Source organism: Shewanella sp. UCD-KL21 (assembly GCF_001957135.1).
GTDB lineage: Bacteria > Pseudomonadota > Gammaproteobacteria > Enterobacterales > Shewanellaceae > Shewanella.
This window is the reverse complement of record NZ_MPHK01000006.1, coordinates 200,457-223,845: the sequence shown is the minus strand read 5'-3', so window position 1 is coordinate 223,845 and position 23,389 is coordinate 200,457. Positions and strand designations below refer to the sequence as shown.

The 23,389-nt window shown below is 43.3% G+C and carries 16 protein-coding genes and 1 pseudogene; 13 read left to right on the top strand and 4 right to left on the bottom strand.

The window, feature by feature from the left end; genetic code table 11:
* The first annotated feature begins 177 nt into the window (after positions 1-177).
* Positions 178-2,607: a class I adenylate cyclase gene (locus tag BM739_RS08005; protein WP_076539410.1), complete on the top strand. Its 2,430-nt coding sequence runs from the start codon at positions 178-180 to the stop codon at positions 2,605-2,607.
* Positions 2,608-2,674: 67 nt separating this feature from the next.
* Here BM739_RS08005 and cyaY read toward each other — a convergent pair whose 3' ends face one another.
* On the bottom strand, positions 2,675-3,004 hold the full coding sequence (cyaY, locus tag BM739_RS08000) for an iron donor protein CyaY (RefSeq protein WP_076539407.1): 330 nt from the start codon (positions 3,002-3,004) through the stop codon (positions 2,675-2,677).
* Between cyaY and BM739_RS20715 the strand changes: the two genes are divergently transcribed.
* The 10 genes from BM739_RS20715 (at position 2,978) to BM739_RS07950 (ending at position 14,278) form a co-directional block, all read left to right on the top strand.
* Entirely contained in the window at positions 2,978-3,274 is a 297-nt protein-coding gene (locus tag BM739_RS20715; protein ID WP_368483154.1) for a lipoprotein, read from the top strand. The two genes, cyaY and BM739_RS20715, sit on opposite strands and share 27 nt — an antisense overlap.
* Positions 3,275-3,327: 53 nt before the next feature.
* Positions 3,328-4,572 (top strand): diaminopimelate decarboxylase, encoded by a 1,245-nt coding sequence (lysA, locus tag BM739_RS07990; protein ID WP_076539404.1) that lies wholly within the window; start codon positions 3,328-3,330, stop codon positions 4,570-4,572.
* 45 nt (positions 4,573-4,617) lie between these two features.
* A complete protein-coding gene (dapF, locus tag BM739_RS07985; protein WP_076539401.1) occupies positions 4,618-5,445 on the top strand; it encodes a diaminopimelate epimerase in 828 nt (275 codons plus the stop codon).
* Positions 5,446-5,519: 74 nt separating this feature from the next.
* Positions 5,520-6,152, top strand: coding sequence for a DUF484 family protein (locus BM739_RS07980; protein WP_076539446.1), 633 nt, complete (start codon positions 5,520-5,522; stop codon positions 6,150-6,152).
* Positions 6,153-6,223: 71 nt separating this feature from the next.
* The gene (gene xerC / locus BM739_RS07975) at positions 6,224-7,144 is read left to right on the top strand and encodes a tyrosine recombinase XerC (protein WP_076539398.1); all 921 of its coding nucleotides are present in this window, start codon (positions 6,224-6,226) and stop codon (positions 7,142-7,144) included.
* Complete coding sequence (locus tag BM739_RS07970; RefSeq protein WP_076539395.1) at positions 7,144-7,854, top strand: HAD-IA family hydrolase; 711 nt, start codon at positions 7,144-7,146, stop codon at positions 7,852-7,854. The genes xerC and BM739_RS07970 overlap by 1 nt, the downstream gene beginning before the upstream one ends.
* A gap of 292 nt (positions 7,855-8,146) precedes the next feature.
* Positions 8,147-8,539, top strand: a complete 393-nt coding sequence (locus BM739_RS07965; RefSeq protein ID WP_254843498.1) for a hypothetical protein — start codon at positions 8,147-8,149, stop codon at positions 8,537-8,539.
* Between the two features lie 143 nt (positions 8,540-8,682).
* Positions 8,683-10,011, top strand: coding sequence for a TolC family protein (locus BM739_RS07960; protein ID WP_076539390.1), 1,329 nt, complete (start codon positions 8,683-8,685; stop codon positions 10,009-10,011).
* A gap of 2 nt (positions 10,012-10,013) precedes the next feature.
* A complete protein-coding gene (locus tag BM739_RS07955) occupies positions 10,014-11,144 on the top strand; it encodes an efflux RND transporter periplasmic adaptor subunit (RefSeq protein WP_076539387.1) in 1,131 nt (376 codons plus the stop codon).
* A gap of 11 nt (positions 11,145-11,155) precedes the next feature.
* Entirely contained in the window at positions 11,156-14,278 is a 3,123-nt protein-coding gene (locus tag BM739_RS07950) for an efflux RND transporter permease subunit (protein WP_076539384.1), read from the top strand.
* Between the two features lie 208 nt (positions 14,279-14,486).
* Here the strand turns inward: BM739_RS07950 and BM739_RS07945 are convergent.
* Together BM739_RS07945 and BM739_RS07940 are read right to left on the bottom strand one after the other, a co-directional pair.
* A pseudogene (locus tag BM739_RS07945) lies at positions 14,487-14,978 on the bottom strand (hemerythrin domain-containing protein); the annotation flags it as partial.
* A gap of 148 nt (positions 14,979-15,126) precedes the next feature.
* On the bottom strand, positions 15,127-16,311 hold the full coding sequence (locus BM739_RS07940; protein WP_076539378.1) for a kelch repeat-containing protein: 1,185 nt from the start codon (positions 16,309-16,311) through the stop codon (positions 15,127-15,129).
* 217 nt (positions 16,312-16,528) lie between these two features.
* Between BM739_RS07940 and BM739_RS07935 the strand changes: the two genes are divergently transcribed.
* Both BM739_RS07935 and BM739_RS07930 read left to right on the top strand, forming a co-directional pair.
* The gene (locus tag BM739_RS07935) at positions 16,529-17,242 is read left to right on the top strand and encodes a peptidase (protein ID WP_254843497.1); all 714 of its coding nucleotides are present in this window, start codon (positions 16,529-16,531) and stop codon (positions 17,240-17,242) included.
* Entirely contained in the window at positions 17,239-18,036 is a 798-nt protein-coding gene (locus tag BM739_RS07930; RefSeq protein ID WP_076539375.1) for a PepSY domain-containing protein, read from the top strand. Before BM739_RS07935 ends, BM739_RS07930 begins: the two co-directional genes overlap by 4 nt.
* Positions 18,037-18,157: 121 nt before the next feature.
* Here the strand turns inward: BM739_RS07930 and BM739_RS20655 are convergent, their stop codons facing one another.
* A complete protein-coding gene (locus tag BM739_RS20655; RefSeq protein ID WP_076539372.1) occupies positions 18,158-23,134 on the bottom strand; it encodes a S8 family serine peptidase in 4,977 nt (1,658 codons plus the stop codon).
* Between the last annotated feature and the right edge of the window lie 255 nt (positions 23,135-23,389).

The following is a 23,389-nucleotide window of genomic DNA, read 5'->3' as shown; positions in this document are numbered from 1 at the left end:
GTTTGAACTGTGCACGTAGTTTTTTTGTGACGTGGATCTCATTTACTGGCGTATTTAAATGAAAGTGCTAACATGATCACGTTTCTACTAATTTATTTAACGCTAATCAACATGGTTTTTAACTGCGTTGCAGTATGTTGATAATTAGTAACTTAGTGCTAGTAACAGGATGATACTTTGAATCAAAATGTTTATCGCTCAGCCGAGATAGCCAATCAACTCAATCTTGTTCGATATGAACGAGTTAAATCTTTATTGTCGCCAGTTCAGCAACAGCTTTTCGATATCATTCCTTATTTAATCCATCACCATAATGTACAGCTGCCCGGCAGTAACTCCGCCTTGACCCCTTTTGGGATCGGTCAGTTTGCAATGACGCCAGCCATGGAACTGGCGCGCAATCACCTCGGCTTGCCCAGCTTGGATGTACAAGCTGCCCAACCCTGTGCGTTTGAAGGGGTGTACTCCATGGGCAGCACAGCAAGTTTTGGCCAAAACCCTAAAAGTGATGTCGATGTGTGGCTGGTTTACAAAGCAAGCTTAAGTCATGGCGATTTAGTCTTAATCACTGAAAAAACAGACCTGTTGACTCAGTGGTTTGCGAGCTTTGATTTCGAAGTGAATTTTTATCTAGTGCATCCGTTACAGTTCAGGGAATGCAGCGCGTTTGATAATTGCTATAGCTCCCTAGGCGAAGAGCACAGTGGCAGCACTCAGCATTGGTTATTATTAGAAGAGTTTTATCGCTCCCATATTCGTTTGGCGGGTAAAGCGGTTGGGTGGTGGCCAGGTGCTGACGATGATAAAGAGGTGCTGTTTTTAGGTGATGTGCAATCCATGCCGGCAACAGAATATTTTGGCGCCTCATTATGGCAACTTTATAAGGGGCTCAATAAACCCCATAAAGCCTTACTCAAGGTACTGCTGCTGGAAACCTATGCCGCAGATTATCCCCAAGCAAATTTCATTACCCAGCAGATTTGGCAACAGTGTCTGCAAGTGGACTTTACTGAATCCAATGATGCCTATTTAATTTTATATCAGCGTATTGAGGCTTATTTACAAGCGCGACGTGACACCCGTCGTCTGGAAATTGTGCGCCGCTGTTTTTATCTTAAGTGCGGTGTTAACTTAACAAATCGCTGCGTGGCCGGAGATTGGCGTAGAGATAAAATACAGCAATTGGTTGAGGATTGGGGCTGGCCCCATAGTTTGTTAGAAACACTGGATAACAGCCAACACTGGCATTCAGGGCAACTTAAATGGTTTAACAAGCAGCTTAATGAATTACTGTTAATTAGTTATCGTACCTTATTGGACTTTGCCTCAAAGCAAGCATTAAGTGATCGCTTTAGAGTAGAAGAATTAGGGATCCTTGCCCGTAAACTTCATACTTATTTTAGTGACGATGAACATCAATTATTACCCTTAAATAAGCTCTGGAGCAGCTCAATTACAGAGCCTCATTTAACCATTATCCATAGCCCTAAAGAGTCACGATTCTACTTATATCGACAGCCGCATAATTCAGGGCAGCTATTAGGTGAGTCTGCCATTATTAAAGCCGATACTCCGGTGGCATTGATTGCATGGGCGGTAATGAATGATATTTCTACAGCGGACACTCAGTGGCAAGAATATAGCCGCAGTAAACACCGTAAAACCCGCTTGACTCAATTAGCATTAAGCCTCAATCCGCTGATGACGGCAGCAAGCAAAGTGTCCAAAGCTGAATTGTGTCAGCCATTTTTTTATAAAAAAATTATTGTGGTTGCCAATATTGATCACGACCCAACCATCAAGTGGCAAGGGCAAGAGATCATGATTGATTACATGAACTCTAATGTCTTTTCATTAGGCAAAAAACAGCAAAATATGTTGTCTACCATTGATATTATCTGTCTCAATAGTTGGGGTGAGTGGCAATGCCATCGCTTTAAAGGTCAATTGGGGTTATTGGAGGCGCTGTCTTTTGTTGCCATAGGCTTAAAATGTAAGCCTGAGCAAGTGGACATTAATATTGTTGCCTGTGCCCAACGACTGAAAAAACAATTACATGATGCGCTGCAGGGGATTTTTTCTCAATGCGTCAAATACTGTTATGAGGCGCGCGCTTCCTCAGGGTTAATGCATCCGTTACAGCTTGGCGGCCATCGTTATGGTTTATATTTTAATCCCATGGGTTTGGTGTATAACCTCTTGGGTGATGACGCGGTTAAAGCTGGGCCGATAAAAGTGCAGCGTTTTAAAAAGCCGCAACTCAATGCACCAGCAGCCATTATCAAAGCCGATCCCTACGGCAGTATCCCCAATGTCATTAAGTTGTATATTTCCAAAGGGGCAAAGCAATACTTTTTACGCCAGCGACCCGATGTTTTAGATGTGTTTATTATTGATGAAGCAAACGAGCTTAAACATCAATTATATGAAAATATGTCGATGCAGGAGTTGGTAGAAAAAGAAAGCCACAGTTTTGCATTTGAGCAAGGGGTATCATCACAGCATTATTTTAATATGCCGCAATTTTTCAAATTAGAAAGAATAAACGGTGAGTTAAACGTGGTGCCATTTGGGGTGATGATAAATGAATTGAGTTCAGACTTCTAAACCCAATTCAGTTTTGCTGACATTATCACTTTAGATATCGATAATCTGAGCTAGTACATCCGAGGGATTAAATCGCCAGCGAAATACCGCTTTGCTTTTTAATCGACTCAATCACAAACGGCATGAATATATTGTCATTACGTTCATCAAACCACTTTCCATCAACTAGCGCAAAGTGATAACCACCAAAGCGAGTCGCAATCCAGAGTTCATGTAACGGCTCTTGTTTATTGATGACGATTTGCGAACCATCTTCAAACTCAAGCTGTAAAACATTACCACTGGCATTGATGTCTACATCGGCATCTTGCTCGTCAATAGCAGCTTCAATGGCATTTTCTATCTTGCTGAACATCTCATCTGCCAATTGATGAAACTCTGTATCTGTCATAGCCATGCATTTCAATCCTTGTGCTTTCTAGGTTATGAATGCGATTATAAGGCTATAACTCCCCAGATGCATAGAATGTTGAGAAAAATGAGACTGTTTTTATTCGTAATGCTTGCTAGCCTATCCATTATAGGCTGCGGACAAAAAGGCCCTTTATATAAAACTCCTGACGCAGAAACCAATCAGGAACAGCGAAAACCGCAAGAGTCTACCCTTGAGGAAAACCAAGTTAAACCTCAGACTCAGTCTCAACAATTGCCTCAAAAGCTAGGTTAAAGCCGCCTTTATCGCATAAAAGTATTACAGAATAATAAACAAGGAATCGCATAGTGGATCATTTTATTTATCAACAAGACAGCTTATTTGCTGAAGGCTGCTCAGTAGAGCAATTGGCTCGTGAGCATGGTACGCCGCTATATATTTATTCGCGCGCAACCTTAGAGCGCCATTGGCATGCCTTTGATAATGCCGTGGCATCACACCCTCATTTAATTTGTTATGCCGTTAAAGCTAACTCTAACCTTGCAGTGTTGAACGTACTCGCCAGACTTGGCAGCGGTTTCGATATTGTATCTGGCGGTGAATTAGCCCGGGTTATTACCGCTGGCGGTGACCCTAAAAAAGTGGTTTTTTCTGGCGTAGGTAAAACAACGGCGGAAATGGAACAAGCACTGAATATTGGTATTTATTGTTTCAATGTTGAATCAAGCGCTGAGCTTGAGCAACTTAATGAGGTAGCAGGCCGTTTAGGTAAAGTTGCCCCAGTATCATTGCGAGTTAACCCAGATGTGGATGCAGGTACTCACCCGTATATTTCTACAGGGCTTAAAGAAAACAAATTTGGTATCGCCATGGATGAAGCTGAGCAAGTGTTCGCTCGCGCCCATAGTTTGCCTAATCTAGACGTTAAAGGGGTTGATTGTCATATTGGCTCACAGTTAACTGAAATGCGTCCGTTTTTAGACGCGATGGACCGAATGCTAGCGCTAATTGATCGCTTAGCTGTGCAAGGCATTGAAATTAAGCATTTCGATGTCGGTGGTGGCTTAGGGGTGACTTATGATGGTGAAACACCGCCGCATCCTGATGTGTACGCCGCAGCCTTACTTGAGCGCTTGGGCGATCGACCACTAAAACTGATATTTGAACCCGGGCGCGCCATTGCCGCTAACGCCGGTATTTTTGTCACTCAAGTTTTATCATTAAAAGAAAACAGCGATAAGCGCTTTGCCATTGTTGATGGCGCCATGAACGATCTTATTCGTCCGTCTTTATATTCTGCTTGGCAAAACATTATTCCTGTTAACCAAACTGCGGCACAAACCTTTGCTTATGATGTGGTCGGCCCAGTATGTGAAACCGGTGACTTTTTAGGTAAAGACCGTCAGTTAAATGTGACAGCAGGTGACTTTTTAGCTGTACGTTCAAGTGGGGCATATGGCTTTGTGATGGCATCTAACTATAACTCTCGTCCACGTGTGGCAGAGGTCATGGTCGATAAAGATCAAAATCAAGTGATCCGTGAGCGTGAAAAGATTGAACAATTGTGGCAAGGTGAACATATACTGCCGTAATAGTTTATCAATACGTTCATTATAGTTCGATAAGGGAAGACACTTTTGATCCAATTCACCAAGATGCATGGTCTAGGTAATGATTTTATGGTGGTTGATGGCGTAACACAGAATGTGTTTTTTTCGCCAGATCAAATTCGCCGATTAGCCGATCGTAACTTCGGGATCGGTTTTGATCAGCTGCTGTTAGTCGAACCGCCTTACGACCCAGATTTAGACTTTCATTACCGCATATTTAATGCCGATGGTAGTGAAGTGGAGCAGTGCGGTAATGGCGCCCGCTGCTTTGCGCGTTTTGTGCGTAACAAAGGCTTAGTCAATAAATACAAAATCCGTGTGAGCACCAGTTCAGGAAAAATGACCTTACGCTTAGAGCGTGATGGCACGGTGACTGTCAATATGGGCGTACCGGTGACTGAACCGAGTAAAATTCCATTTCGTGCCAAGCGCTGCGAGAAAACCTATTTACTGCAAACACCTAAACAAACGTTCCTTTGTGGCGCCATTTCTATGGGTAATCCGCACTGTGTATTAGATGTGGACGATGTTGATACCGCAGAGGTCGAAGAGATTGGCGCTATGCTAACTCGCCATGAGCGTTTTCCTAAAGGGGTGAACGTTGGCTTTATGCAAGTGGTTAATCGTGGTCATATTAAACTAAGAGTTTATGAGCGCGGCGCGGGCGAAACATTGGCTTGTGGTACTGGCGCTTGTGCCGCCGTGGCCATTGGGATTTTACAGAATAAGTTAGATAACCAAGTTAAAGTTGATTTACCCGGTGGTAGTTTAACCATTCATTGGGAAGGGGAAGGCAAGCCGTTATCCATGACAGGGCCTGCTGAACATGTATTTGATGGACAAATCCAGTTATGACCGATGTAATCAATACCAAAAAAATGCTCGCACAAAATGCCAAAGCAGCAGCTGACTTAGGCGCTGAATTGCCGATGCCGATATTATCGATGGAAGATTTAGCCCTCGACGAGCATCTGATTCGTGAGTATTTACTGCAAAATCCAGAGTTCTTTAATCGTTACCCTGAATTATTGCTGGCAATGCGTTTATCTCACCATGAACGTGGTGCGGTATCATTGGTTGAGCGCAGGCAAGAAATGTTGCGCACTCGGGTTACCCAGCTTGAAGAAGAAATTACTTCATTAATGAAGATTGCCACCGAGAATGAAAAAATCTTTCGTTTTAATCGTGAGCTGTCATTAAAAATACTCAAATGTGAAGACTTAGGTCAGTTAAGGCAGACTGTTTCAGAAAGCCTTAAACAAGAATTTGGTTTTACCCATGTACGTTTAATTACCGTGCATGATATTGACAGCGAATTAGCTAAGATTTGGCATCAACGTATTCAGCAAGGCTATTATTTTGGCCGCTTAACCCAGTCTGAGTGCAAGCGTTTATTTGGTAGTGAAGTCGGTTCAGTAGCATTGACTAAACTTTCTGATGAAAATGGCCAGGTGATTTTTGGGGTGGCATCAGCTGACCCTGCGCATTTTCATCCCGATATGGATCATTTGTTTTTTGAGCAAATTCGCGACTTACTCGACCATATGCTGCCAAAGTTTTAAGCCTCACTATTTTTGTTTAAACTTCAACATTACTGTTTTAGGTTTACCATGATCTGCTTGGAGGTAGTGTTATGAGTCAGCTAAGTTGGTTAGCCTCATTTGAACGCTACCTTATTTCAGAGCGTCAATTATCCCCCTACAGTGTGCGCAATTACCTGTATGAAATTAATCGTGCCAGCAAAATAATATTTACTCACGATGAATTAACCGAGAATGATGATTCATGGCTGGCGGTAAGCCGTGAGCAATTACAAGCCGTTTTAGCCAAACTTCACCGCCAAGGCTTAAGCCCGCGCTCGTTATCTTTATGTTTATCTTCTTTAAAACAATTCTTTGAGTTTTTAGTCCGTGAACAAGTGATTAATGCCAATCCAGCGAAAAACCTTAATGCCCCTAAGCAAGCTAAGCCTTTACCTAAAAATATGGATTTAGATGCGGTCACGCATTTATTAGATATCGATGCTAGCGACCCCTTGAGTAAACGAGATAAAGCCATCATGGAGCTGTTTTATTCTAGTGGCTTACGTCTGGCGGAGCTCGCGAGTTTAGATATTCACGATATTGATTTTCAGCAGCATGAAGTCAAAGTCATGGGTAAGGGCAGTAAACAGCGGATTGTACCTGTGGGTAAAATAGCCCTTAGCGCGTTACAGACTTGGCTTGATTCACGGGCTGAAATGCCATCAGCTGAAGCCGGTGACGCATTATTTATCAGCCAACAGGGAAAACGTTTATCTCACCGCAGCATTCAACTGCGGATGAATAAATGGGGTCAGGAGCAAGCATTATCTGCAAAAGTTCACCCGCATAAATTGCGCCATTCCTTTGCAACGCATATGCTTGAATCAAGTGCTGATTTAAGAGCGGTGCAAGAATTGCTGGGTCATGCCAATCTGTCTACGACTCAAATCTACACCAGCCTTGATTTTCAGCACTTAGCGAAAGTGTATGATGGCGCTCACCCTAGAGCGAAAAAAGCCAAGGGGAAATAATGAAACAATATTTAAGACTTAAACCATTTAAAGCCATCAGTTTTGATCTCGATGACACCTTGTATGACAACGTGTCGCACATTATTAAAGCTGAAGCTGAATTATCACATTTTATGCAAGATAACTTTAAAGCACCATTAAATTGGGATGTTTCCCAGTGGCGCTTATTAAAATCTCAGGTGATTGCAGAGCATCAAGAGTTGGCCCATGACACGACTGCCGCTCGCTATGAAGTGTTACGCCAAGGCTTATTGCTATGGGGCTACAGTGAAGCTCAAGCTAGCCAAGGTGCCCAGCAAGGGATGCAATGTTTTAGCTTTCACCGTAGTGATTTTAAGATAACGGATGAAGTATTAAGTTGCCTTGCCCGTTTAGGAAAGCACTTTCCGTTAGTGGGTATTACCAATGGTAATGTTGATGCATCGCGCATTGGTCTTGATGACGTATTGCAATTTGTGCTGCATCCCGGTCATGGAGTTAGGATGAAACCTTACAGTGACTTATTTGATCTCAGTTGTAGCCACTTAGCCATTAAACCCAGTGAATTACTGCATATTGGCGATCACTCCATTAGTGATGTGTTAGGTGCCAGAAAAGCGGGTTGTCAAAGTGTGTGGTTAAATCATCAAGCGAGTGACAACAGGCAAGCCAAATTTATTTTACCCCATATTGAAGTCGAGCAATTACAAGACATTCTAGGGTTAATCTAATAACGCTACTTGAACAAACTCCTGCGACTATACGGCCTTTTGGTGGCAAAATAATAAATTCAAATTGTGCTGTAGTCGTGCTTTTATCTATTTTTAATCCTGAGAATCTGTTCTGCTAAGAAACCATATAGTGTTTTATAAGCGTTTAGCTTAGACTGTCGCGATACCGTCGTTATTAGTACATCTAAGTTATATTTTTTACTTTACAAGGCTCTATTAAGTACTCATGTCAACTTTCTATCGTAATGTTAGGGTCACAAATATCACGCTTCCAGCTATGTTGGCGCGATTGATGTTGATCATGATTTTTGCGATGCAGTCTGTTGTTGCTATGGCTGATAATTGCACACTTGAGCATCAAGATTGTGATGAAAATAGCGAGTATTTAACGGTTCAAGTCAATGAAACACCTGCTATTGATCAAAACGAAATCAACCAGAATCTCAGACATGAAGACAGACAGAGCAGTGCTGCACTATGCGATGATGTTTTTGTGGCATCAATCGATGTTGATGATGGCTGCGGTGAGTGCACCGATAATTGTTGTTCGTGTTGTATGACCTTGATGCACCCTAACACTATGGTGCAGCATAACCTTGTCGATTCAGATTATGTGGCATTTACGTTTACCTCTACCGCGGTAGAGTCCCCTTACTTCAGTTTTTTACGTCCCCCCCAAGCCTAATCCTTTAATCAAAAAATTATGTAATGGACAAATTACTTTATCGAATTTGTCTAAGCTTGCTGCGCTTACCTATGACTGGATTTCCCAGACTTAGATTATCAGTTGGTAGTTATCTTTTTGTATTAAATCGAGGCTAATCTCAGATGTTTTACAATACATGTTTCTCGAAACCGCGTACTGCGCGGTTTCAAAAATGCTGCAGCCGTTTTCTAGGGCTGTCAGCACTGTTATCAGTTAACGCATATGCTGCAGAGACTGTAACGGCACCACTAACGTTACAGACGGTAATAGAACGGGTTCAACAGCAACATCCTTCTTTAAAAGTATTTCAGTTTAGACAGTTAGCGCTTGATGGTGAAGCGCAAACTCAGGCGCTATCACCGGGGTTTGAAGCCGGTTTTGAGCTTGAAAATGTGGCTGGTACTGGCGAGTATCAAGGCGTTGATAGTGCTGAAATGACAGTGTCGTTATCGTCAGTGATAGAGTTCGGTGACAAGTTAGATGCCCGTTCTGGGATTGTGAATAAAAAGCGTGCGCTACTTGATGCTGAGCAAAAAATTGCCGGTTTAGGCATTCTCGCTGAAACCACTCGTCGCTATATCGATGTATTGGCTGCTCAATCCAAATTACAACTGGCGGGTGATGCCGTAACACTGGCTGAAGAAACCTTAACCGTTGTTGAGCAACGCGCTAAAGCGGGTGTGACGCCCGATGCCGAAGTTAAAAGAGCGCAAGCAGCGGTATTTAATACCAGACTCACCGCTGAAACTCAGCTGCATCAGCTTGATTACGCTAAGTTAGTACTCAGTATGATGTGGGGCGAATCTCAGGTTAACTATGAAAGCCTCGAAGGCAGTTTATTTGAGTTTACCGATGACGTGGCATTAGCCCCGTTATTTGAAAAAGTGAAATACAGTCCGGCCATTGAAGCATATTTAACCCAGAGCCAATTGAAAGAAGCCGAATTACGTTTTGCTCAGTCGCAATCAAGTGCGAATGTAAGTTGGTCTGTTGGCGTCAAACAAATGCAGCAAACCAATGACACCTCGCTATCGGCAGGCTTTAGTGTGCCTTTATTTAGCGGTGAGCGAAATTCAGGTGCAGTCATTGCAGCGCAGGCGGCAAAAGATGAAGTGCTGATTAATAGAGAGATAGCATTACGAGAATTGTATGCGCAATTATACCGTGCTTACGCCAGCAGAAAACAAGCCATTGTGACGGTCAATCGTTTACAAAGCAGCATTATTCCCACGTTAACCTTAGCTCTAGAAGATACGCAAAAGGCTTATGAACAGGGAGTTTATAACTATCTTGATTATCTAACCGCAAGAGAGGAATTATTGTTCTCACGCCGGGCACTGATTGATGCAGCGGCTTCCGCTTTGCGGTTTGGTGTTGATATCGAGCAACTAATAGCCGAACCATTACCTGCATCTCAGCATTCCTTCTTTCGTGATTTTCAAGGATTTTAACCATGAACCATAGTATTTCTAATCACTTCTTTGTGCGTCGTCTTGCCATGTTGATGACATTATTGTTTTCAATATCGGTTCAAGCGTCAGCTGAGCATCAGCATGAAGATAAACACTCAGAGCCCAATCATAGTCGTCACGAGACGCAGCATGCTACCCATGGTAATAAGGATGCTGAACACGGCCATGAAGATGAACACGGTCATGAAGATGAACACGGTCATGAAGATGAACATGGTCATGAAGATGAACAGGGTCATGAAGATGAACATGGTCATGAAGATGAACACGGCCACGAAGACGAGCATGGTCATGATGAACACGAAGAAGGGCAAGTGCATATCAGTATCGAGCAAATCGCTGTTTCTGGCATTGTTGCTCATTCAGCTCAAGCAGGTGAAATCAAAAAGGTATTAACCTTATATGGCCGCACCATTGTCCCTGAGCAAAATACCAGTGATGTGAGGGCGCGATTCGCGGGTTTGATTACCCAATTAAATGTGGGAGTGGGCGAAAAAGTCCAAGCTGGACAAGTGATTGCAGAAATTGAATCTAATGCGAGCCTCAAACGTTACTCGATTAAAGCGCCAATTAGCGGCGTGGTGGTGAGTCGTAATGCAAATATTGGCGAACTGGCTACTGATAATGTGTTACTGAGCATTGTCGATAACAGTCAACTTTGGGCTGAATATCAAGTATTTCCTAGTCAGAAAAGCCGTGTTTCTATCGGCCAAAAGCTCAGTGTTGAATCTGAACAATTAAGCGTGACATCTGCAATTGAATACTTACTGAACCCAATGAATAACGAAGCGTACCTGCGTGCTAGAGCGCCAATTGATAATAGCGAAGGGTCATGGACAGTAGGCGCTTTTTTATCAGGTGAGGTAACCCTAAGTAAGCACAATGTTGATTTAGCCATTGATAATCGCGCCTTACAAGTAATGGAAAATCAGCAAGTCATTTTTGTTAAAAATGATGAAGGCTTTGAAAAACGCGTGGTCACTCTGGGTAAAAAAGACCGTCAGATGAGCGAGCTTTTATCGGGTTTAGCGGTGGGCGAAGAGTACGCGATCGAGAATAGCTTTTTATTAAAAGCCGATCTTGAAAAATCTAGTGCTGCGCACGTTCACTAAAGGAGACGCACATGATTGAATCAGTTTTGCGTCTTGCCATTACTCGACGCTGGATGATGATGTTCTTGACGCTACTGCTAGTTGCAGTAGGGCTATGGAGTTATCAAAAATTACCTATTGATGCGGTACCGGATATTACCAATGTGCAGGTGCAAATTAGCACCCGAGCAGAGGGGTATTCGCCGCAAGAGACCGAGCAAAGAATCACATACCCTATTGAAAATGCCTTAATGGGTATACCGAGCTTGTCTTATACTCGCTCGCTTTCACGTTATGGGTTATCGCAAGTCACCGTGGTATTTGATGAAGGTACGGATTTGTATTTTGCCCGTAATCTCATTAATGAACGCTTAAATGCCATAAAAGGAAAGCTGCCCAGCGATATCGAGCCAGAAATGGGGCCAATTTCAACTGGGCTTGGCGAAATTTTCATGTACACCATTGAGGCGCTGCCTGATGCTAAGCAAGCTAATGGTAGCGAATTTGATGCCACCGCATTGCGGGAAATTCAAGACTGGATTATTAAGCCTCAATTAGCACAAGTACATGGCGTTACCGAGATTAATACCATTGGCGGCTTTGATAAGGAGTACCATATTACGCCGTTACCCATGCAGATGTTGGCCTATGGCATCTCATTTGGTGATATCAAATCAGCCCTTGAAAACAACAACAGTAACCGCGGTGCAGGGTTTATTGAGCGAGAAGGCCAGCAACTTACGGTTCGCTCTGCTGCGCAGTTAACTTCAATTAATGATATTGAACATGTTGTCGTTAAGCGTGTTGATAATGCGCCGGTATTCATTACTGATATTGCCGAAGTCGCCATTGGCAAAGCACTGCGCACAGGTGCTGCTACCCGCGATGGTAAAGAAACCGTACTAGGTAGTGCAATGATGTTGGTGGGCGAAAATTCTCGTCAGGTATCATTGGCTGTAGCGAGTAAGCTTGAAGATATTAAAGCGTCTTTGCCAGCAGGTATTAAGGTTGAAGCGGTTTATGATCGCACCACACTGGTTGATAAAGCGGTGTATACGGTACAAAAAAATCTAGTAGAAGGGGCTTTGCTGGTCATTGTCGTGCTATTTATTTTACTGGGCAATGCTAGAGCGGCATTGATTACAGCGGCAGTTATTCCGATTGCGATGCTAGCAACAATGACGGGTATGTTACAGGCCGGCGTGTCGGCAAACTTAATGAGCTTAGGTGCGTTGGATTTCGGCCTTATAGTCGATGGTGCAGTGATTATTGTCGAAAATGCCATTCGCCGATTAGGCCAAGCTCAGGCGCAAAATGGTGGACAGATTTTACCGCGCAAACAAAGGTTACAGCTGGTGTTTGAGGCGACCAACGAAGTTATTCGTCCGAGCTTATTTGGCGTGCTAATTATAACCGTTGTTTATATTCCCTTGTTTAGTTTAACGGGCGTAGAAGGGAAAATGTTCCACCCTATGGCTGCAACCGTTGTAATGGCATTGCTGGCAGCATTAGTCCTATCTTTAACCCTTGTTCCAGCTGCTGTTGCACTATTTATGACGGGTAAAATTAGCGACAAAGAAAGCCGCGTTATTACCTTAAGTAAGTCGCTATATAAGCCGCTACTCATCCTTGCAATGAAGTTACGTTGGTTAGTATTAAGTGTCGCGGTTGCGCTGGTGGCTTTTTCTATTTGGCTTGCGACCACATTAGGTTCAGAGTTTATTCCGCAACTGAATGAAGAAGATATTTTACTGCAAGCAATTCGTATTCCTGGCACAGGGTTAGAGCAATCTGTTGAAATGCAATTACTCTTGGAAGACCGTATTAAGCACTTTCCTGAAGTGTTAAATGTGTTCTCTAAAATTGGTACCCCTGAGGTGGCTAACGATCCTATGCCGCCGAACATTGCCGATACCTTCATTATGCTTAAGCCGCGCAATGAATGGCCAGAACCGACAATGAGTTATGACAAGTTAGCTGCTGATATTGTCGCGGCAGTATCAGGCCAGCCAGGTAATAACTTTGAGCTAACACAGCCGATTGAAATGCGCTTTAACGAGCTGATATCAGGTGTCCGCGCTGATTTAGGCATTAAAGTTGTAGGGGATGATTTACAACAACTATTGACCTCAGCAAATGAGATCCACGAGGTGCTGGAACAAATTGATGGTGTAACGGATTTACAAGTTGAGCAGGTTACTGGCTTGCCCATGTTGTCTATTCAGCCAAATCGGATGGCTTTGGCGAATTATGGTCTGTCGGTACGTGAGTTACAGGACTTTGTTGCAACGGCTATCGGCGGGGATGAAGCGGGATTGATTTTTGAGGGCGATCGCCGTTTTAAAATGGTTATTCGACTGCCTGAAAATATCCGCCAAGATGTAGCGCATTTACAAGACTTACCCATTGTCATGCCATCTGGTGAGTATGTGCCGTTATCTGAAGTTGCCAGCTTAAATATAGCGCCATCTCCCAATCAAATTAGCCGTGAAAATGGTAAACGCCGCATTGTCGTAACGGCCAATGTTCGCGGGCGAGATTTGGGCTCGTTTGTGACGGAAGCTAAGCAACAAATCACCGAGCAAGTGGATATTCCAGCGGGTTACTGGCTCGAATACGGCGGCACATTTGAGCAACTTGAGTCTGCAAGTCAGCGATTATCGATAGTGGTGCCACTGACCTTAGCCATCATTTTAGGCTTACTGGTAATGGCCTTTAGCTCAGTTAAAGATGCACTGATTATTTTCACCGGCATACCGCTTGCGCTAACGGGTGGGGTTATTTCACTGTGGATTAGGGATATGCCATTATCGATTTCAGCAGGGGTTGGCTTTATTGCATTATCGGGGGTAGCAGTACTTAATGGTTTGGTATTACTGAGTTTTATTCGGCAGTTATATCAAGAAAAAGGCGAGCTACTTAATGCCATTATTGATGGCGCCTTAATCAGATTAAGACCAGTATTAATGACCGCACTCGTAGCTGGTTTAGGGTTTGTGCCCATGGCGCTTAATATTGGTACTGGCGCAGAAGTGCAACGTCCCATTGCTACCGTGGTGATTGGTGGGATTATCTCATCGACTTTATTAACCTTGTTTGTGCTGCCTATTTTGTATCGGATGGCGCATCAACGCAGCGAGAGAAAAGCAGTATAAGATTATTGTGATGAATAAATGCCTCGCTTAATGCGAGGCTTTTTTTTGAACTATTATATGACGAGAAATTTAAGGCAAAAAAAATGGTTCTGCTGGGGAGCAAGAACCATTAAACATGATGAATGTTAAATTGGAGCAAAAACAAAGATAAAATGAAGGTAAAACAAAATGGGTCTTTCTTTACAGGGCTAAATTTACAGGGCTATATTTATAGGGCTAATGCCGTTGGAAATAATAGATTATTTTCAATATTAATATGTGTTTGTAAATCAGCATCAAACTCAGCTAGCGTCTTGTAACACTTCTGCCAAGTACTACAAGCGCCTTCAGGAGCTTGATAGTTTTGGGTTAATTCTCGTAATTGCTGCAAGATGGTGCCAGCATGGTCATGCTCATGTTCCATGGCATTTATCGGGTTACCGATATGGCCAAAACAACCATTTACTTCCAAGCCATCACCTAAGCGTCTCATGGCAGGAAACAAAATTTGTTCTTCCTTCATAAGATGTGGCATTAAGTCTGAAACCAAGGCTTGCACAAGTTTAGCTAAAGGCTGTATTTCTGCATGGTCGCTAGCATGTGCTTGCACCATTCTTTGGGTGTATTCCACCAATAAAGGCGCCGTTTCACGTACATATTGATGATGAGTCACTTCAATATAATCAATGAGTGATGCGAGGGGCAGTGCCTGTAATTGCTCAAAGCTTGAAGCTGTGGTCATGAATATTCCAAAGATGCATTTAATTTACATGTATTTTATATGCATCTTTAAATTGCTCAATACAAGCACCATAAAAGTGTTATATAGATCACGTTTTATGGCGCGATATGTCTCTTTATGAGTACTGCTATTGAGTGCAAGCTTGATTGGTTTTTAGCGGTGAGCTCAACACAAGATTACTGACTTTTTGATTGCTCACCATGCCGCCAATTCTTAGCAGCTTATCTTCATGACAAATGAGGCCGCGGTGATCCATTGAAGGTGTTTCAAGCTTTATTGGGGCAAGCCAGCTGTTGCTAGCAAAGTCGAAACTGTATTGATATTGCTGTGGGGTACTGGGAGCGCCGTTATAACCGATACCACTGTAATTGTAAGGGTTGTCACTACCACCAATAAAGATGGCGTAACCTGCTTTATTATTGTTTGTATCAGTGTCTTTATTGCTATTTTTATCAGAGCCTACACCTGTTGCTGCCATGCGGTAATGGGCAATGGCGTGGTTGCTATCAGGGCGATTATTTAAGCTGTTATTCGCTAAGGCTTTATGGGCAATTGAGTAATGCGGTAAAAGCTGCCAACTAATACGTAAATGATTCTCTGGATTCACCTCACCATATAAACACACCGGTGATGAGGCATAGCTGCGACGTTTACCAATATTGGCCTGTACTTTCACACCATCGCACAAGACAATTTTATTGTTAACCATGGCCACCGCTTGACCAAAAACAGCAGGTGCAGGTATTGGGCTTGCCTGAGACCAAGTATCGGTTTGAGTGTCATACACTTGCACTAAATTAACATTGCCATCGTTATGCCAACCGCCAAATAAATACACATAACGTTGCTGATAAACGCTGGCAGCCGTGTCATCAACAGCGACGGGCATGTCGGCAATACGCTGATACTCATTGGTGCTGATATCAAAGTGGTAATTATCTACCGTACTAATTTCCTCATGGTTTTTAGCCACAGTGTAGCCACCAAATACATAAGCTTGATCATCCACGCCCACAGCGATTGAGGCTAATCTGCCAGCCAAAGGCGCGACAAAAGGCACAGCTTTAATAGCTTGCCATTGGCTATTGGGCTCAGATAAATTTATTGCCCAAGCTTTGTTATGTGCTGCGCGATAATCCTTGCCTTGTCCAAGGCCGGTAAAGCTGAGTAAGTAACTGCCTTTAGCGGTGGTAACAGCGGCAACTGCGTTATTTGATACCGGCTCAGGTAGTGAAGTGTAAGTGGCTAAAGCGCTCGGCACTATACTAAGTAATAATGCGCTGCTTGTTGCGACCAATAGCGGCAGTTTCATGCAATTCCCTCTGATAAAAATTATTATTTTTGTGTTATTTCAGCTTAGTTTACACAAAATGGCGTTGTCAGCGTATTAACTTAAATTACGGCGCTTAAGCTAACTTCACGTTTAATGTGAAAGTTAAAGTGGATGGTAAACTAAATGACTTTGGGCTAATTTAGCGTTACCTGATCTCAATAAAACAATAATCATAATAGTAAGGGTGGGTAATATAGTGGCTTCAGCTCCATCTGTTAAAAAAGTCTTTTCGGCCCATTTTCTGCACCGCTGGCTAATGCTGCTATTGGCTACTCCCATTGTTATCTGGACTGTAACTGGTAGCTACTTTGTGCTTATGGATATCGGTTTTATCCGCAGCGATCATGTCAGCGCTCAAGCAGCTAGCATCGATTTGCAGCAGTTGCGCTATCCAATTAATCAGCTCTATCAAGATTATCCACTGGCGCAGCAAGTCCTGCTAAAACCGCTGCTCAATAAAGCGGTTTATCAACTTACACTTGCCGATAAAAAAGTGCTGCTTGATGCCAGTTCAGGTGAGCGCCTTGGGCTAATTACTGCGCAGCAAGCGCGCCAAATAGCGGTTTTGCACCAAGTATCGATTCCCGCTACAAGCTTAATATCACTCAGTTATATCGAGGCTAATGCTCCAGAAGAATTAGCTTCAAGGCACTTGCCGGTATGGCGAGCAGATTTTGATGATGTTGGCGCTAGCAGTTTATATATATCTGCTCAAACTGGCGAAGTGGTGACTTACAGGCATAACTATTGGCGGCTATTTGATTTGTTTTGGAAGTGGCACATTATGGATTATGACCACGGTGAAGCTATTGATAACCCATTACTGTTTTACACTGCAATAGGCTCATTTATTGCCACTTTCTCCGGGCTGATATTGGTGTGGCAGCGCCGAAAGAGGTATGTGAAATGAGTGCTAAATCAAGCGCTAGAATACGTAAAACCCCAGATAAGAAAACCAAGCGGTTACAGCGCTGGGTTCGAGTCTGGCATTATTGGATGGGCGCGTTAGTTAGCCTGCAATTATTGATTTGGCTAGGCACAGGGATTTATTTTAATATCACCCCGCATGAAGCGTTAAAAGGCATGGCATATAGTCATCAAGCTGCCCATAAAGACTTTAATTTCAGTGCTGCAGATCTAATATCAGCTAAGCAAGTGCTGGCAGATTATCCAAATCAACAGCAATTAGCACTCATTTCATTGGACAGCAATCCAGTGTATTTACTGACTAAAACAACAATGCGTTATAAACATGCGTGTCAGCAGCAAACGCTTATCAATGCCTATAGCGGTGAAGTGATGAATATTGAGCCATCATTAGCAACTAGGTTAGCCAGCGACAGTTATATGGGGCCCGGCAGTGTTATTAGCGTCAATAAACTTAAGCCGCCGATCAGTGAGTGGCCTAAACAATGTAATCCCTTGTGGCAAATTAACATGGATGATGATCTTGAGACGCGAATATACATTAATGCCATTAATGGCCAGCTAGTGGGCCATAAAAATAGCGACACTGATTTGGCTGATTTAATGTTTAAACTGCACTTTATGGATTACTTACATCAAGGCAGTTTTAATAATCCTTTCAGTTGGTTTTTTGGCTTAATGAGCTTGTTGTTATCACTGTCAGGTTTGTATTGGGTGGGAGAGAACTTGGTGAATAAGCGTTATAAATTAACGCGGCGCTTAAAGGTTAAAAGCTAAGTTTAAGTGTAGTTATTTCATGGTTTATAATAAAATCAAACTAAAAAGAAGGCCCTCATCTGAGGGCCTTTCTCATAGGTATTGTTTGCTTAACATGCCTATATAATTGTGAAGCTTAATATTAGTGAAGCTTACGGCGACGACCGGCGAATAAACCTAGTACACCTAATGCTAAGAAGCCTAAGCTACCACCGCTTGATTTTTTCTCTTCAACGATAGGGGCTTCAGGTGCTGGCGCTACAGGCTCTACGCCATCAGAGCTAACCGTTAGTTTAAAGCTGGTTGACGCTTGATCAGACGGGTAAGCCATATCATGCACAGTTACAGATACAGTAGTGTCACCAAACCAATCAGCATCAGGGGTAATAGTGAAGCTATCACCTTCAACTACTGCTGTGATGTTATCACCTGCCACCATAATGCCATTCACAGTGCCTTTTTGGTCCGCATAAACCACATCCATTGTAAGAGAGCTATTCTCTTCAATCATTTGGTCTGCAAAACCTGCAACTTGAATATTACTTGGTGATGAAACCGTATGGGATACCGTCACTAACTCTGAATCAGCGTATTGACTGCTAACCGTTACCGCATTATCCATTCCGACTGCAGTTGCTGATACTCGAGCAGAGAAACTAACTGTTAAGGCTGAGCTTTCAGGGCCTTGATAGTCAGCACAAACCAGTATGCCTTCCGCCACTTTGTCATCGACATCATTATAAGCAAAGCCGTCATTGTACCAACCGTCCACAGGACCATAAGTACCACGCTCACCATAGTAACCATGTAGACCAATTGAACCAAAATGACCGTTAGCCGTTTGCAGCGCTTGATAACCAAACATGATTTCATGGGCACCAGGGGCAAAATCTAACTTAGTTGAAATAATGGTTTCAACATCAAAGTAAGCAGATGCATCTGGGTTACGGTTACCGGTAAAGCGGTTGTTAATTTCTGCACCACCTTTCCACTGGAACACATAATAATCATCAACCACAGCACCATACACTAGGTTAGTTACTGCGCCAATATCATCACGCCATACCGCGTCAGGCATCATCACATCACCACGCCACAATGGCGCAACCATAGTGTCTGGGAAGCTTTGGAATGCATCGTTGAACTCATAATGGAAGTTATAGAAATCTGGCATTTCGTCAAATTTCACATAACCAAATGGTGAGATTTCAAGTAAGTCATGCAGCATCTCTTGCTCTGCACCATATAAAGGTACATGAGGTAAGCCGTTAGCCGACATTGGAATACTCAAATACTGATTAGAATAGCCAGTAATACCTAAATCAGAGAAACCAAACTCACTTGGTACATCTACAAAGGTGTCACTCGCGCCCTGCATTTGTGCAGGAATGCGACACGTCGCATCTTCTAAGCTAGTGCTATACACATAGTGACGTGGGGTATCTAATGACGAAGGTTGCAGAGTGTTAAATGCAATGGTATTGCCATCAATTGTCATGTCTTCTGTGTATTGCGGTAAGCCAGAAACCTGAACGCTGTCTTCAATTAACTGGAAGCCTGAAGCAAGTTCAGTACTTAAGGTTAACTGACGCTCACCACCTAACAAGTTAGGCGCAAGACTGACTTCAAAGTCAACGATATCGCCAGCTTTGGCGCTAGTATGGCTTGCTTCAATTTCGGTATCGCTGCCGTCATGAATAAGCTGTACCGGGATATAACCTAAGTTATCATCGTTATAGCTGTCGCTACCAATTCCCACATAACCATAATAAACATCGCCTTCTACTGCATCAGCTAAATCGTAGTTTAACTGTACGCGGTAAGGGTCCATGCCATTTGATGAATCTGGACCAACAGCGGTTAGGTTAGCATCATCTTGATCACCGATAACAGCTAAAGCGAAGGTCATGTTGTCAGCAAGGTTAGCTTCATCTTCCCACTCATACTTATAGTTAGAACCATAAGCCCAGTAGGTTCCTGGGGTTGGATTATTGATGGCACAGTAATCGTTGTTATCAATGCGTGAGTAACAAATGGCTTCTTCATTCCACTGGATTTCACCATCGTTATTGACATCCATACCAATATCTAGCGATGCGTAAGCGTTATAGTCGGCTTTTACTACTTCCCACACGATACGCTTAGTGCCTTCTGGCACTTCAAAGAAGTTAACCACTTGACCATCATCAATACGTGATTGCGCGGTATTGTCTAAATCGCGCACATCACTGCGCTGCATTTGCACATCAAAAAGTTCCGCTTTAACTAAACCATTTACACGGCTATTAAAGGTTTGTATTTCTTCAGTGGTGATTTCAGGGGTTAAAATATGACCTTGTTGACGGTGGATATTGCCCACCACATTTTCAGGCATACTGGTACCACTGTAGCGAATGCTAACCGGTAAATGTTGCAGTGGCATATCCGTGCTTGCAGGGGTAATAGTCACATCACCCAGTAAGCGTAGAGATGATGAATCTGCACCCGGTGCTTGAACTTCTAACACTGTAGCGGTCAGCATGATGGCCTGAGTTTCACCTTTGCTAAGACTAAATGTCTTAGGTGACACTTCAAGTGACAACATGTCAGCGCCGTCCATTGCTAATGTCTCTGCATCAACCGTCCAGCTGCCATCTGCAGTAGCTGTGAATGTACGCATCATGGTACAAGTGCCGCTACAGCTTTCATTGTAAAAATATGGCACGTTTAGGGTGTTAACTGTGCCGCCATTTTTAGGGTTAGCAGCGCGGTAATTGTCACCGGTTTCATCCATGATTAAACCCGCTTTAAATGCGCGAGCAACGTTAATCACACCACTACCTGCATCGCTAAAGCCTGCTGGCTCTAAATCAACAAAGGGGTAGGTTTCAACCGTGCGAGTCACGTCATCTAAATTCGCCGTCATCATTAATGCTGACTGAATTTGTGCTGGAGTCCAACTTGGTTGCGCTTGCTTTAATAATGCCATTGCGCCTGCAACATGAGGTGCTGCCATTGAAGTACCACTAATGGTGTTGTAGTCACCAGGTACACCTACACCAGAAAACGGCATATCATCAGCCCAAGCGGCATAGATATCGACACCTGGCGCGGTAAGGTTTGGTGACATAACTTCAGGGTTATCATAGTTATGACCACGAGATGAGAAATCCGCTAACGCATTAGGGACACGCTCACTGGTCACGACATTTGAAGCAGTAATGGTTAACTGATGATCGCTGCCATTTGATAACCAAGTTGAAAGACCAAACCAGTTGGTTGAAGCATCACCATAATAACCACTGTACGGCAGGTGAATCCCTGGGATCACGTATGGATCGTTATTAACCGATTCTGTAGAGCTGGCGTTACGTAAGATAAAACCGCCAGCGCCGCCAGCGGCAACGTTAATGGCTTTTTGTACGCGGGCAATATCACCACGCTTACACACTACAATCGGCGCAGTGTCGTAGGGAATACCTTCAGGAGAATTATCAAAAAAACCTTCAGGGAAAGTGTCATTACACTTTTCGTATTCCCAGCCGTAATCCACAGCTTGTACCACAGGGCCTGTGTATGATTCACTAATACCACCACCGACGATTTCAGGTAATTCTTGCTCGCCGCCAGTGGCGCCAGTCAGCATTTTACCTTCAACACTAAACTCGCGAGAATGGGTTGCTGCAGCAACAGAGGTTAACCAAGGTGAAAGATGGTCAATTGCGCCGCGACGCTCTGAAGCAAGTGAAGGGTCAAACGAGTTACCAGCCGATGCCGCAACCGAAATACCAGCTTCACGAGCGGCTAAAAAGGCCATTTCCATTGGGTCTTCCCATGGGAAAGCACCATAAGCCGTACCAATTGAGTAGTTAATGACATCAACGCCATCGGCGACTGCATCTTCAATACCTGCAAGTAATGCAGATCCTGGACAACCAGTATAATTATTAAAGCTGCCATCACCTGGGTGACACACTTGGTACATAATTACGTTAGCGTGTGGCGCGACACCTGAAATGCGCGGTAACATTAAGTCCGTTGGTTTGCCGTCACTGGTTACACCAACATCAGGTACCATATAGGTACTATCTAAAATCACGTTACCCGCAGCAGTAGAAGCAGTATGAGAACCATGGCCGTTGTAATCTTCGCCATTAGCAGGTCTTAATGGGCCTTCGATTTCCCACCAACCTTTATCAGGTTGAAAACTTTCATCGCTATAAGAGTCGGTAATCGCCGGGTAAGAGCGCACACCAATAAGCTTGTCATTACACATGCTGGCAAACTCTTCTAGCTCACAATCACCGATGTAACCATCATATCGTGCTGGCAGTTGGTGTACGTAGCCATCATCGCCTTGTGCTGCAAACGATTCATGGTCAGAGTTAATCCCTGTATCGAGTACACCAACAACAATGCCTTTACCGGTAAATTCTTCACCAGTGACTTCGCCAGTCCAAAACTTGTCCGCGCCAATATGCTGCGGGCCAACATCTGTTTGTAATTGGTAGATGATTTCGCGGGTCACACTGACAACACCAGATAATTCGGCAACGCGAGCAGCTTGATCTTGGCTCATGCGCATCGACATACCGTTAAAGGCAAGTTGATAGTTAGCGATGGTTTTAGTGTTACCCACTAAGCTGGTGATTTGCGAGTTTACACTCGCTTGTTTTTCGCTAAGGTAGCTACGATATGATTGGACATCTACACTATTTACATCAACTTTATCGTGTAATTGCGGGCTTAATGCCGCCGGGATTTTACTGGCTCGAGGAGTCGTCGCATTTAATCCAGCAACACCGCCTTGATATAATGAAACTGGCTTGTCAGATAGCTGAATAATATAAGTTTGCTCACCTTCAATATCGTCTTCATAAACAAAGGGAACTTTTTGATCAACACTTGAAATAGCACGATGAACGTTACGTCCGTTACTATTTCGAGTTTGTGTTACTTGCTCTCCAGATAAACGATCTTTATTTTTATTGTCGTTATATTGCTTAATCGCATCGGTAATGACTATAGGCTTAATATTAGCCGAGTATGCACCATCAGCATTGGCGCTGTCAGCACTTGCTCCCGCTGCACCCGCATAAATGGCCGCGAGGGTCATTATATGAACTTTGTTCAGTTTCATTGTCGTCTCTTCCGTTATTATTTATGAATGCAAATTTTTTAACAAATTTGTCACATAGATATTTAACGTGTATTTGCGTTAGCGGCCAATGCATTTTGTGAATCAACTGATAGTTTTTGTGAAAAACGATGCAGGGTAGCGATCAAGCTGCAAAATTAATAATCTTAAAAAACAGTGGTTTGATTTTTATTAGATAAAAATATCAGCTATATAAGAGATTAAATGGAGTGGATTGAGTTTACTTGGCGCCTATGG

Bases quoted from the DNA above. Each gene is read 5' to 3' on its own strand.
- BM739_RS07950 (WP_076539384.1), top strand. From the start codon at position 11,156: ATGATTGAATCAGTTTTGCGTCTTGCCATTACTCGACGCTGGATGATG.
- BM739_RS07980 (WP_076539446.1), top strand. From the start codon at position 5,520: ATGCCGATATTATCGATGGAAGATTTAGCCCTCGACGAGCATCTGATT.
- BM739_RS20715 (WP_368483154.1), top strand. From the start codon at position 2,978: ATGAAACTCTGTATCTGTCATAGCCATGCATTTCAATCCTTGTGCTTT.
- BM739_RS07940 (WP_076539378.1), bottom strand. From the start codon at position 16,311: ATGAAACTGCCGCTATTGGTCGCAACAAGCAGCGCATTATTACTTAGT.
- BM739_RS07965 (WP_254843498.1), top strand. From the start codon at position 8,147: ATGTTGATCATGATTTTTGCGATGCAGTCTGTTGTTGCTATGGCTGAT.
- BM739_RS20655 (WP_076539372.1), bottom strand. From the start codon at position 23,134: ATGAAACTGAACAAAGTTCATATAATGACCCTCGCGGCCATTTATGCG.
- BM739_RS07955 (WP_076539387.1), top strand. From the start codon at position 10,014: ATGAACCATAGTATTTCTAATCACTTCTTTGTGCGTCGTCTTGCCATG.
- xerC (WP_076539398.1), top strand. From the start codon at position 6,224: ATGAGTCAGCTAAGTTGGTTAGCCTCATTTGAACGCTACCTTATTTCA.
- BM739_RS07930 (WP_076539375.1), top strand. From the start codon at position 17,239: ATGAGTGCTAAATCAAGCGCTAGAATACGTAAAACCCCAGATAAGAAA.
- cyaY (WP_076539407.1), bottom strand. From the start codon at position 3,004: ATGGCTATGACAGATACAGAGTTTCATCAATTGGCAGATGAGATGTTC.
- BM739_RS07970 (WP_076539395.1), top strand. From the start codon at position 7,144: ATGAAACAATATTTAAGACTTAAACCATTTAAAGCCATCAGTTTTGAT.
- BM739_RS07960 (WP_076539390.1), top strand. From the start codon at position 8,683: ATGTTTTACAATACATGTTTCTCGAAACCGCGTACTGCGCGGTTTCAA.